The sequence below is a fragment of the Paraburkholderia sp. BL23I1N1 genome, assembly GCF_003610295.1.
GTDB lineage: Bacteria > Pseudomonadota > Gammaproteobacteria > Burkholderiales > Burkholderiaceae > Paraburkholderia.
The window spans coordinates 1,477,132-1,489,023 of sequence record NZ_RAPV01000001.1; the positions used below are offsets into that span (position 1 = coordinate 1,477,132).

Annotated in this window: 8 protein-coding genes and 1 tRNA gene; 6 read left to right on the plus strand and 3 right to left on the minus strand. The window is 61.7% G+C overall.

Annotated elements, in window-relative coordinates:
* Positions 1-31 precede the first annotated feature (31 nt).
* The 5 genes from B0G76_RS07045 (at position 32) to B0G76_RS07065 (ending at position 5,710) form a co-directional block, all read left to right on the plus strand.
* Positions 32-1,108: a DNA-3-methyladenine glycosylase gene (locus B0G76_RS07045; RefSeq protein ID WP_120291217.1), complete on the plus strand. Its 1,077-nt coding sequence runs from the start codon at positions 32-34 to the stop codon at positions 1,106-1,108.
* A 124-nt stretch (positions 1,109-1,232) separates the two neighbouring features.
* Positions 1,233-2,204: an acetyl-CoA carboxylase carboxyltransferase subunit alpha gene (locus B0G76_RS07050; protein WP_007181378.1), complete on the plus strand. Its 972-nt coding sequence runs from the start codon at positions 1,233-1,235 to the stop codon at positions 2,202-2,204.
* A 48-nt stretch (positions 2,205-2,252) separates the two neighbouring features.
* The gene (gene tilS, locus B0G76_RS07055) at positions 2,253-3,749 is read left to right on the plus strand and encodes a tRNA lysidine(34) synthetase TilS (protein ID WP_120291218.1); all 1,497 of its coding nucleotides are present in this window, start codon (positions 2,253-2,255) and stop codon (positions 3,747-3,749) included.
* A gap of 412 nt (positions 3,750-4,161) precedes the next feature.
* Positions 4,162-5,412 (plus strand): aspartate kinase, encoded by a 1,251-nt coding sequence (locus tag B0G76_RS07060; protein WP_120291219.1) that lies wholly within the window; start codon positions 4,162-4,164, stop codon positions 5,410-5,412.
* A gap of 204 nt (positions 5,413-5,616) precedes the next feature.
* Positions 5,617-5,710, plus strand: a tRNA-Ser gene (locus B0G76_RS07065).
* Positions 5,711-5,834: 124 nt separating this feature from the next.
* Here B0G76_RS07065 and B0G76_RS07070 read toward each other — a convergent pair.
* The 3 genes from B0G76_RS07070 to B0G76_RS07080 all read right to left on the minus strand — a co-directional run bounded on the left by B0G76_RS07070 (position 5,835) and on the right by B0G76_RS07080 (position 10,815).
* Positions 5,835-7,022, minus strand: coding sequence for a porin (locus B0G76_RS07070; protein ID WP_120291221.1), 1,188 nt, complete (start codon positions 7,020-7,022; stop codon positions 5,835-5,837).
* 63 nt (positions 7,023-7,085) lie between these two features.
* Positions 7,086-9,509 (minus strand): glycoside hydrolase family 31 protein, encoded by a 2,424-nt coding sequence (locus B0G76_RS07075; protein WP_120291223.1) that lies wholly within the window; start codon positions 9,507-9,509, stop codon positions 7,086-7,088.
* Between the two features lie 19 nt (positions 9,510-9,528).
* Entirely contained in the window at positions 9,529-10,815 is a 1,287-nt protein-coding gene (locus B0G76_RS07080) for an MFS transporter (protein ID WP_120296245.1), read from the minus strand.
* A gap of 707 nt (positions 10,816-11,522) precedes the next feature.
* Between B0G76_RS07080 and B0G76_RS07085 the strand changes: the two genes are divergently transcribed.
* The gene (locus B0G76_RS07085) at positions 11,523-11,870 is read left to right on the plus strand and encodes a hypothetical protein (protein ID WP_120291225.1); all 348 of its coding nucleotides are present in this window, start codon (positions 11,523-11,525) and stop codon (positions 11,868-11,870) included.
* Positions 11,871-11,892 lie beyond the last annotated feature (22 nt).

The window sequence follows — 11,892 nt, forward strand, 5'->3', positions numbered from 1 at the left end:
CCTTTGATCGACTCGCCAGGCAGGAGGCAGGATGGCAACGGCCACGAAGACGCCGGCTAAACGAGCCACGTCTAAAACAAACGCGGCAGCGGCGGCAAAGTCGGCACGAACGTCGGCTCGTGCAGACAGCGGCGCGGTGAAGAAAACATCGTCGAAAACTGCCGGGGCGGCGGTGAAGACCGGCGCGCGTGCTACGGCGGGCGGGGCGACCACGGCAGCGGCGGGTGCTGCAAAGAAAGTTGCGGCCAGGCGCGCGCTGAACGGTGTGTCGGCGCCCGCGCCCGCTTCGAAGCGCACCAAAGCGCCGCGTGCAAAAAGCAATGGCGCGTTGCCGGCCGAACTCGCCAGCGACGTGCAGGAACTCGCGCGCGATACGTACGAAGGCGAAGTCGTGCGCAAGACGCGCGCGTCGTCGAGTGCGGGCGGCGAAGCCGCGGGTGCTACTGAACTCGCGGTGCCGGTGCAGATCGGCGGTCTCACGCCTGAAGTCACCCGTCCGGCGTATTGGGACAAGGCGTGTGCAGACCTCGTCAAGCGCGACCGTATTCTGAAGAAGCTGATTCCGAAGTTCGGCCCGGTGCATCTGCTGAGCCGTGGCGATCCGTTCGTCACGCTCGCGCGTTCGGTAGTCGGGCAGCAGATTTCGGTGGCGTCAGCACAAGCAGTCTGGGCGAAAGTCGAGGCGGCCTGTCCGAAGCTCGTGCCGCAGCAGTTCATCAAGCTCGGTCAGGACAAGCTGACCGCGTGCGGACTCTCGAAGCGCAAAGCCGAATACGTGCTCGATCTCGCGCAGCACTTCGTATCGGGCGCGTTGCACGTCGGCAAGTGGACGTCGATGGACGACGAAGCGGTGATCGCCGAGCTCACGCAGATCCGCGGCATCGGCCGCTGGACCGCGGAAATGTTTTTGATCTTCAATCTGTCCCGCCCGGACGTGCTGCCACTCGACGACCTCGGTCTGATCCGCGCGATCAGCGTCAATTACTTTAGCGGCGAGCCGGTTACGCGCAGCGAAGCGCGTGAGGTCGCGGCGAACTGGGAGCCGTGGCGCACCGTCGCCACCTGGTATATGTGGCGTAGTCTTGATCCGTTGCCGGTCGACTACTGAACAACAAGAAGCCATACCGTTTCAAAAACTATCGATTGTTAAAAATTGATAGTTGAGAAGTGGTTTTGACATCGGCGAGCGCGGTTAGAATACGCGCTGCCGGTAAGTCCAAGGATTACAACCAATGAAGACCACCTTTCTGGATTTCGAACAGCCGATCGCTGAACTCGAAGCGAAGATCGAAGAATTGCGCTTCGTGCAGGACGATTCGGCCGTCGATATTTCGGAAGAGATCGAGCGGCTGTCCAAGAAGAGTCAACAGCTCACCAAAGATCTGTACGCGAACCTCACGCCGTGGCAGGTTTCGCAAATCGCCCGTCATCCGCAACGCCCGTACACGTTCGATTACGTGAACGAGCTGTTCACCGATTTCCACGAGCTGCACGGCGACCGCAACTATGCGGACGACCTGTCGATCGTCGGTGGCCTCGCGCGTTTCAACGGCCAGGCCTGCATGGTGATCGGCCATCAGAAGGGCCGCGACACCAAGGAGCGCGCGCTGCGCAACTTCGGCATGCCGCGCCCGGAAGGCTATCGCAAGGCCGAGCGCCTGATGCGTCTCGCCGAGAAGTTCGGCTTGCCGATCTTCACGTTTATCGATACGCCGGGCGCCTACCCGGGTATCGGCGCGGAAGAGCGCGGTCAGTCGGAGGCGATCGGCCGCAATCTGTATGTGATGGCTGAACTCAAGACGCCGCTGATCGCCACGATCATCGGTGAAGGCGGCTCGGGCGGCGCATTGGCGATCGCTGTCGGCGACAGCGTACTGATGCTGCAATTCTCGACCTATTCGGTGATTTCGCCGGAAGGTTGCGCGTCGATCCTGTGGAAGAGCGCCGCGAAAGCGCCGGAAGCCGCGGAAGCGCTCGGCCTGACCGCGCATCGTCTGAAAGCGCTCGGTCTGATCGACAAGATCGTCAACGAGCCGCTCGGCGGCGCGCATCGCGATCCGAAGGGCATGGCCGCCATGCTGCGCCGGGCGCTCGCCGATTCGCTGCGCCAGTTCCAGGGCATGAGCATCAACGACCTGCGTCAACGCCGTTTCGAACGGTTGATGTCGTACGGCAAGTTCAAGGAAACGACGCCGGGTGCTTAAGCCCGCGCGCGTTCTCTTTCGTCCATCGGCGCTTCACGCGCTAGCGACATGACTCCCACAGCTGATTCGCCCGCCGACCGCCTCGTTATCGAGTCGGTCGGCGTGGCGCTGTCCGCGCTGCCTGCGAACGTGCGCATTGCGGTGGCGTTCAGTGGCGGTGTTGATTCGAGTGTGTTGCTCGATGCAGCGGTGCGGGTCGCGGGTGCGTCGCGTTGCGTCGCGTTGCATGTGCATCATGGCCTTAGCGCTCATGCCGACGAGTGGCTCGCGCACTGCGAAGCGTTTGCACGGCAACGGGGTGTCGAATTCGCGGCTGAGCGCGTCGAGGTGCCACGTGAAGTGGGCGTGAGTGTCGAAGCCGCGGCGCGCGATGCGCGTTATCGCGCGCTCGACGCAATGTGCGCAACACGCGCCGTTCACACGCTATGGCTCGCGCAACACGCTGACGACCAGGCGGAGACGGTGCTGTTGCAACTGCTGCGCGGCGCGGGCCTCGCGGGTCTTGCCGCGATGGCGCCCGAGTACTTGCCGGCGGGCGCCTCCGCGGTGCGCGTGAGACCTTTGCTGCATCTGCTGCGTGCGCAACTCGAGCAGTATGCGAACGCCCGCAATCTACGCTGGATCGACGACGAATCGAACGCGGATACACGTTACGCGCGCAACGCATTGCGTCGCGAGGTGACGCCAGCGTTGGCCGTGCACTTCCCTGGTTTTCGCGACTCCCTTGCGCGCACGGCCGCGCATGCGGCATCGGCGCAACGTCTGCTCGACGCCCTCGCGCGAATCGATCTGGACGCAGCCGGGCGCGATGAAGGCCGCGCGCTGTCCCATGACGCGCTGCTCGCCCTCGACGACGATCGTGCGCTCAACCTGCTGCGCTACTGGATGCGTACTCGGGGTCTGGTTGCGGCATCGGCCGCGCGTCTTACCGACGCTTTGCGCCAGTTGCGCGAAGTCGGGGAAACCGGCGAGGGCCATAGCCTACGTATCGATCATGCGGGGCAGGCGCTGCGCAGTTACCGGGGGCTCGTCTACTGGGAGGCGGGCGATAGCAGCGAACCCGCCGACGAAACCGTATTCACCGAGCGCACACTCAGCGAACTCGCATGGCAGGGTGAAGCGATCTGGCGTTTGCCGCAATGGCGGGGCACTTTTGTGTTTGTGGCTGTCGAGGCGAATCTGGGCGGCGAAGCCGGCGCGAATTCCGATGACGATGTCCTCGGCAATACCGATGCAGCGCCGAACGACCCGGATACGCTACCCGTCAGCGTTTTACGCCGCGCATTATTGAGCGCACGCTCGCGCAGCGGCGGCGAACGGATGCGCACCAGCGCTCTGCCAGGCAGCCCGAGCCGCACGCTGAAAAATCTGTTCCAGGAGCGCGGCATTCCCGCGTGGAAACGTGACGTGCCGCTACTTTATGTGGGCGTCGATCTGCTGTTCGTGCCCTTGCTTGGCCTGAACCGCGCAGCGTTGCCCGAGCAGATCAATGCGGCCGAACCACGCGTCCGGATCATCTGGCGCAACGATCTGCTGATGGCCTGACCGACCCACGGACAGGCGGGTTATCTATCCGGTGAATTCCAGAATCAGGGTGGAAAACCAAGGCGAAAAAAGGGCGCAAAACCGCACCGGATAAGCCTTTTCAGCCCCTAATATGGACCATTCGACGGGCATTTCGGCTTGTCTTTTTACGCTCGATCGGGTAATTTAGCTTGTTTGCCCGACCCGATTTCGCCATCGCTGTCGTCGATGTTGCCGGTTTCCGAGCGTGATCCGTCGTTTCCGGTAAGCAAGCCACTAGCGATCATTCCCGGGCAAATCCGCGCGTGCTGCACGCGCGCTGCATCTACGCCGCCACACACTTTGCCGCCGTTCACAAGACGTTGCGCCCCTGTGCTTTTGTGCGGTCGTCTCCAGCGCGCCAGCGCGGTTTATCCTCCAGTTCAGAACGACAATGGCACTCATCGTACATAAATACGGCGGCACCTCGATGGGCTCGGTCGAGCGCATCAAGAACGTCGCCAAGCGCGTCGCGAAATGGCACAAGGCTGGCCACAAGATGGTCGTCGTGCCGTCGGCGATGTCCGGCGAAACCAACCGCTTGCTTGGTCTCGCGAAAGAAATCACGGCTCAGCCGAGCCCGCGCGAACTCGACATGATTGCCGCTACCGGCGAGCAGGTCAGTTCGGGGCTGCTGGCCATCGCGCTGCAGGAAGCCGGCGTCGACGCGGTCAGCTATGCCGGCTGGCAAGTGCCGGTCAGGACCGATAGCTCGTTCACGAAAGCACGCATCAGCGAAATCGACGGCGAGCGCGTGCTGCGCGATCTCGACGCGGGCAAAGTGGTCGTGATCACGGGCTTCCAGGGCATCGATCCTGACGGCCACATCACCACGCTCGGCCGGGGCGGTTCGGATACGTCCGCCGTTGCAGTCGCTGCCGCATTGAAAGCCGACGAGTGCCTGATTTACACGGACGTCGACGGCGTCTACACGACCGACCCGCGCGTGGTGGAAGAAGCGCGCCGCCTCGATCGCGTGACGTTCGAAGAAATGCTGGAAATGGCGAGCCTGGGTTCCAAGGTGCTGCAGATCCGCTCGGTGGAATTCGCCGGCAAATATCAGGTGAAGACGCGCGTGCTGTCGAGCCTGACCGATCCGCTCATCCCGCTCGACACTGAAATGAAGTCGGGCACGCTGATTACTTTTGAAGAAGACGAGACCATGGAAAAAGCAGTCATCTCGGGCATCGCGTTTCAGCGCGACGAAGCTCGTATCGCCGTGATGGGCGTGCCCGACAAGCCGGGCATCGCGTATCAGATTCTCGGCCCGGTGGCGGACGCGAATATCGACGTCGACATGATCATCCAGAACCAGAGCGTCGAAGGTAAAACCGCCTTCACGTTCACGGTTGGTCGTGGCGACTATCAGCGCGCCATGGACATCCTCACCGGCCAGGTGAAGGGGCACGTGCAGGCTGAGCAGGTGCTGGGCGATCCGAAGGTGTCGAAGGTGTCGGTGGTCGGCGTCGGTATGCGTTCGCATGTGGGTATCGCCAGCACGATGTTCCGCACGCTGTCGGAAGAGGGCATCAATATCCAGATGATCTCCACCTCGGAAATCAAGATTTCGGTGCTGATCGACGAGAAGTACATGGAACTCGCCGTGCGCGCGCTGCATAAGGCGTTCGAACTTGATCAAACGTAATGTTGCACAGGGTGGGGCGCGCGGTTGAGCGAACAGGAGCGCCTCATCTCTGAATGCGTGACTGAACGCCCCGCCAATGTGAATAAATTGCGTCGTCGGTGACAAAACTGGCACAAAAAATGTGTGCTAGACATTGACCTTCGCGGTTCGGCCCGCTATTATCTTGGCTTCGTTGCGCTGACTCCCTGCGCAACCGAAAGTTTGGGAGACGTGGCCGAGAGGTCGAAGGCACTCCCCTGCTAAGGGAGCATCTGGGCCAAAACCTGGATCGAGGGTTCGAATCCCTCCGTCTCCGCCAGAAGTGGTAGAGAGAACCCCGCAGAGTTTAGGCTCTGCGGGGTTTTGTTTTTTAGGCTCGCGAAATGTTTTTCCGCTCCGGAATTCCCGCCATTCCGGAGCGGATGCTCACCCTGTTATCGGCATCAGAACGCGTGCCGCAACCCCACCATGCCGACGAATTGCGACGGGCCTGACGAGGGCGTCGTATTCTGCGAGTCGCCGACCACGGCCACGGCGTCAGTGATGCTTGTCCCCGTGCTGCCTGCCGCAACCAGTGTCTTGCCCCGCGCATGCTGATACGCCTCCAGTGCGTACAACGTGGTGCGGGCGGAGAGGTTGTACGTCTGCTCGAGCGAAATCTGCTGATAGCGCGCGGCATCGCTGATGCCATTCGCTTTGCTCGCCTGCGTGTAGCTGTAACCCGCGCCGACGGTCACGGCCGGCGTGATCCGGTACGTGGAAATCACGCCATACGTATTGAACACACCTTCGTCGGTGAATAGCGAACCGGAGCCCGGCGCATATTGCACGTTCGAATAGTTCACGCCGATCATCAGGTCCTGGTGGGTGTAGCGAGCTGCCGCTGCGAACAATTGCGCGCTCCGTGCCGTCGCGTAGCCGCTATTCACCGGCGAGTTGACGGCGTAGGTGCCGAGCGCCTGGCTGGTCGCGATGTCTTTCAGTTTCACGTAGCCCACCGCGACCGCGAACGGCTGGTAGTTGTAGCGAGCCGCCGCGCTGAACTGGCTGCCGCTGGCCACGCTTCCGGGCACGCCGCCCAGGCCGTACTGCGCGCTGAATTGCAAACCGGCGAGGTTCGGCGATAAGTAGGTAACCGAATTATTGAGGCGCAGCGTGGTGTCGAGCGCGTCGAGATCACCAGGGTGAGCGCCTGTTGCGCCCGTCAGTACGCCCGTTGGCCCGAGTGCGCCGACCATCTGGAAGTAGGGCGTGTACTGGCGGCCGAGTGTCACCGTCCCGTATTTGTCATTGGTCAGTCCGACATACGCCTGTCGATTGAAAATGAAGCCCGCGCTACTTTGCGCGCCCGTCAGCGAGTTGAAACCGCTTTCGAGCCGGAAGATCGCCTTTGTGCCACCGCCAATATCTTCCGCGCCGAGCAGCCCGAACTTGCTCGCCTGCAGGTTGCCCTGGCTCATGTAGAAGTTGGCGTGTCCCTTCTGGTTGCTGGCATAGGCAAAGGCGTTATCGACGACGCCGTACAGCGTCACGCTGCTTTGCGCCGACGCGCCGCTTGACAGCACCGCGCCCGCAAGCGGCAGGCATGAGAAGACGAATGTGCGTGTACGCGAGCGCTTGAATGAGTTCATAGGTTGCGTGTCTCCTGATTGAATATATGATCGTTGCTCTTCACGTCGGTGATACGTGCCTGCTCAGTGGGCGATGGAAATCGTCAGGCATCGCCAGCCGTCCGCCGTATGGTCGGCCACGAGCGCGCCGTCGACGCAGACTGCCGGGCGCACTTCGTCTTTTGGCACGAACAGGCGAACTTCCTGCTGCGGCTGCTGGACCCAGCCTTCCCGTACGATTGAAATGCGCAACGTGCTCGCATCGCTTGTAATCGAGACGTTCCAATGTCCCTGCGCACCTGTGCGCCAGGCTTCGCTTTCGCCATCGTCTTCGACGCAGCCGCCGCGAGCGATGCCTGCGCCGGCGTGCGGCACGGCGATGAACGCGCGTTCGTCGGCGGGACGGCCGAAGTGTTGTTCAGCGATGTTCAACGGATTCACGCCGCCCTCACGCAGCAACGTCACCGGCTGCTCGAATGGGGCAGGCAGGGTCACGGTCTGACCGCCTTCGAATACCTCGCCGCTCCAGTACGACACCCAGCGCGCGCCGGCCGGCAGATAAACGTCGCGCGTCGACTGGCCGGGCTCGACCACTGGCGCGACCAGCATCGACGCGCCCAGCATCATGTCGTCGCCATCGACGAGACAGCGTGGATCGTGCGGAAACTCGGCGAACATCGGACGCAATACCGGCTCGTACGCGCTGCGCGATTGCCATAGCAACTCGTACAGGTAGGGAATGAGCCGGTAGCGCAGTTTGATGAGCGCTGCCACCTGCTGCGTGACTTCGGGATGCATCCATGGTTCGTTGACCGTACCGTCGTCGTTCCAGGAATGAATGCTGAAACGCGGCAGAAAGATGCCGAATGCGACCCAGCGGGCGAACAATTCCGGATCTGGCGCGGGGCCAGAGAATCCGCCGATATCGTGACCGCTGTTCGACACGCCGGACATGGCGAGCCCGAGGCCCATCTTCAGATTAAAGCGCAGCGTTTCCCACGAGGTGTAGTTGTCGCCGGACCATGTCTGCACATAGCGTTGCATGCCGACGCCGCCCGAACGGGAGACGAGGAACGGCCGACGGTCGGGTGCGTATTCGCGCTGCGCGTCGTGCGACGCACGCATCATCAGCTGCGTTTGCAGCACCTTTGCTTCGCGCGCCGGATACGGTTGGCCGAAGCCCTGGGCCATCGCGTCGGGCGACCAGATCTCGAACTCATTGTTGTCGTTCCACGTCGCAGCGATACCGTGTTTCAACAGGCTGTCTTTCACGCGCGCTTTCCACCAGTCGATGGTGGCGGGATTCGTGAAGTCGAGATACGCACCCACTTCGTCCCAGAACTGCACCCACGCCGGATCGCCGTCACGCGACCCGATCAGCAAGCCGGCGCGTGCCACTTCGTCGAACGCCGGGTGATCTTGCAGCAGGCAAGGCTTGATGTTCGCGCACAGACGCACGCCATGTTCGAGATAGCTCTGCACGAAGCCGTCGATATCCGGAAACTTCTCGTGGTTCCAGTTGAACACGTAGCGCTTCGGACCGATCGACGTGTAGCCCGACGACAGGTGGAATGAATCGCACAGCACGTCGTGCTCGCTGCACCGCTCGATGAATTCGCCCATGCGCTGCTGTGCGTCGGGTGCATCGGTATAGCTCATCGTCGAGCCCGAGTAGCCGAGGCCCCATTTCGGCATCCAGGCGGGACGCCCGGTCAGCCACGTAAAGCGGCGCACCGCATGCAAGGGCGTGCCCGCCGACGCGATGAAGTAATAGTCGAGATCGCCATGCTCGGCGACAAAGTGCCGGTAGTGGCCGTGATAGTTGTCGAGCTCACGGCCCATGTCGAAGCGGCAGTCGGCGAGCGTGTCGTAGAACAGGCCGAATCCTGTCGACGTTTGCGGCTGCCATGTCACGTAGAAGGGGATGTGCTTGTAGAGCGGGTCCGTAGTGCGGGCGTTATAGCCCATCGCGTCGATGTTGCGCATTTCGTAGGACTGGTCTGCGCGATTGAGCGAACCCGCGCGCTCGCCCAGGCCAACATACATTTCGCCCTTGCGACGCTCGATGTAGTGATACACGCGCGCGTCCCACCAGCCGAAGTTATACGCCTGCGTTTTCCGATCGCTCATCACGCGATGCCACGCTGCGTCGTGAAGGATGTCCCACGCGCAAAATCCGCCATCAAGCGTGAGCGTCAAACGGATGCGCGCGGTTTCAACGACAACGTGTTCGGCGTTAGCCGATACGTCAAACGTGGGTGGCGTGAAATCGCTCATGTCGCGGCGATCGCGGCCCTCGAGCGCAACGTCGTCCGCACCTGGCGCGATGGACCAGGTTCGCGGACCGCGCGTCTCGCCGTGCGGCAGCACGAGCACCCGGATGATGTCTTCGGCGAGAACGAACAGTTCGATCCGGCAGTTTTCCTGCGCGGTGAGCACGACTTGATTGCCGACTTGGGACAACAGTGAAAAACGCGGCGGGTGTTTCAGATTCGTCAGTGAACGCATGATGTGTCTTCGAGTAAGGTCACGCAGCCGTGCTGGCGTTGTTGTCGACTTGACGCGGTCGCGCGTCGCGAGTGACGCCGCGCATCAGAATGATTAGCAAGGTGGCGCCGATGAGGTCGAAAGCGCCGAGGGCGCCGAATAACGGTGTGTAGCCGATCGTGTCGGCCAGCGCGCCAACCAGCAGCGAAAAGCCCAGGCCGCCGATCCACGCGGACATCCCTGCAAATCCGGCGACGGTGCCGACTTCGCTGGGGTCGAACACGTCGGCGGCCAATGTGTTGACGAGCGCCGAGATCATCTGATGCGCGAAGCCGCCCACGCAGAAGAGCGCGATTGCCTGATACGGCGAGGCGACGAGACCAATGCATGCCGGTCCGAGCATCATGAAAGCGCCGAGCACGACACCCGCGATGCGCGACGCGATCAACGGCATGCGCAAACGCTTCATCAGAAACGGCGACAGGTAGCCGCCGAAGAGGCCGCCAAGGTCGGCGGCAAGAAACGGCAGCCACGCGAACAGTGCGATCTGTTTCAGGTCCATGTGGCGTTGCGTCGCGAGGTAAAGCGGAATCCAGAAGCTGAACGTTTGCCACGCGGGTTCCGCGAAGAAACGCGCTTGTGCGATCGCCCAGAACCGGCGCGTACGAAGTACTTCGCGGATGCTGTGCCGCTGCGGCGTGCCCGGCGTCTGGCCGCTGACGATCGTCTCGCGCTCAGCCGCGCTGATGCGCGCGTGATCGGCCGGCGAGCGGTACAGCACATACCAGACCGCAGCCCAGACAAAGCCGAGCGCACCCGTCACCGCAAACGCGCTTTGCCAGCCATATCTCAGCGACAGGAAGACGACGAGCGGCGGGGCGAGCAGCGAACCGAGCGACGTGCCCGCGTTGAAGTAGCCCACCGCCACGGATTTTTCGCGATTGGGAAACCACTCGGCGACTACCTTCATGCCTGCCGGAATGGCGACGGCTTCCGTCAACCCCATGAGTCCGCGCAAGGCCGCAAGCGAGAGCCAGCCGCTCGCGAAACCGTGCAGTACGCCCGTTAGAGACCAGAGGCAGGCGAACAACGCAAAGCCGAGACGCAAACCGATCAGATCGATAATCAGGCCGCATACCGGCTGCATGATCGTATAGCCGACCTGGAATGCACCGACGACGTACGAGTACTGCTTGGTGCTCATGTGCAGGAGTGTCGTCAACTGCGGCGCCATCACGCCGAGGGCGTTGCGCGACAGATAGTTGACGATCGTCCCGGCACATACCAGCGCGATGATCCACCAGCGCAAACCAATGATTGTTTTCAAAATCTGTCTCCGTACCCAATGTGTCCGCTGACTGGCCGCTGGACGGCCGGCATGCGCGAATTCGAACATTTATCAGCGTTTAGTGTCAGTCATCGTATCACTGGTTGCGCTGTCGGGTACTAGGGAAAACCATGGTTTAAGTGATTGACTTTCTTGAAATATCTGTTGAATAAGGCTTCCGGCCGAGTGCTTCTCCGATGGTGAGGTCGGACGACCGGCGACATCAAAATAACTTGGAAATGTTCTTTCGAACATCAGATGTTCGTTTGTGCGGTCTATGCGAACGGGCGCGGCGAGGTGTCGTGGCGATCGCGGCGGCGGAATGACCGGGCGATATAAACCGCCTTGCAATCCGATGTGCGACGTCTACAGGAGAAGAGCACGAACGCGCGGGAAGCAAGGGCGATGGATGCGGATGGAGCGAAAGGGTTTTGGAATCCAGCCAGGCTCGTTGCATGATGCAAAAATGCTTCGATATCCTACTGATCCGGCTTCATCCGCAATACCGCGGCCACAAGGCTGATCGTGGCGCCGGCTCGATTACTCCGCCACTACTTTTTCACCAAACCTTTGTCCAATGTAACGAGACGTAACCGGGCGGCTGACGGTGCGATGTTATGCATCAGTTATTACAAAGTTGAAATACGCGGATGGCTGCCTTGCGCTATATTTCGGCCAACAACACACATTCTTCAAAAGGGTGATCGATGAAGTCCGCACGTCTTGTTCCACTTCTGATCGGGGTTCTCGGGTTGGCTGCGTCGGGTGCTGCAATGGCCGGCGGCGTCAACATTGGTGTCAACATCGGCATTCCCGCGCCGATCTACGTGGCCCCGGCTCCGGTCTATGCACCGCCGCCGCCCCCCCCGCCGCCTGTCATTTACCAGCCCGCGCCCGTGTATTACGGTGGCCCGGCGATCGTGATCGGCTGGCACGGCGACCGCTACTGGGACGGCCGCCGCTACTGGGCGCGTGACGACTGGTATCGTCGTCATCCCCCTGGCCGCTACGATTACGGCCGCGACCACTACGACAATCGTCGCGGCTGGCACTAAGACCACTAAGACGGTAAGCCAC

Bases quoted from the DNA above. Each gene is read 5' to 3' on its own strand.
- B0G76_RS07045 (WP_120291217.1), top strand. From the start codon at position 32: ATGGCAACGGCCACGAAGACGCCGGCTAAACGAGCCACGTCTAAAACA.
- B0G76_RS07050 (WP_007181378.1), top strand. From the start codon at position 1,233: ATGAAGACCACCTTTCTGGATTTCGAACAGCCGATCGCTGAACTCGAA.
- tilS (WP_120291218.1), top strand. From the start codon at position 2,253: ATGACTCCCACAGCTGATTCGCCCGCCGACCGCCTCGTTATCGAGTCG.
- B0G76_RS07060 (WP_120291219.1), top strand. From the start codon at position 4,162: ATGGCACTCATCGTACATAAATACGGCGGCACCTCGATGGGCTCGGTC.
- B0G76_RS07070 (WP_120291221.1), bottom strand. From the start codon at position 7,022: ATGAACTCATTCAAGCGCTCGCGTACACGCACATTCGTCTTCTCATGC.
- B0G76_RS07075 (WP_120291223.1), bottom strand. From the start codon at position 9,509: ATGCGTTCACTGACGAATCTGAAACACCCGCCGCGTTTTTCACTGTTG.
- B0G76_RS07085 (WP_120291225.1), top strand. From the start codon at position 11,523: ATGAAGTCCGCACGTCTTGTTCCACTTCTGATCGGGGTTCTCGGGTTG.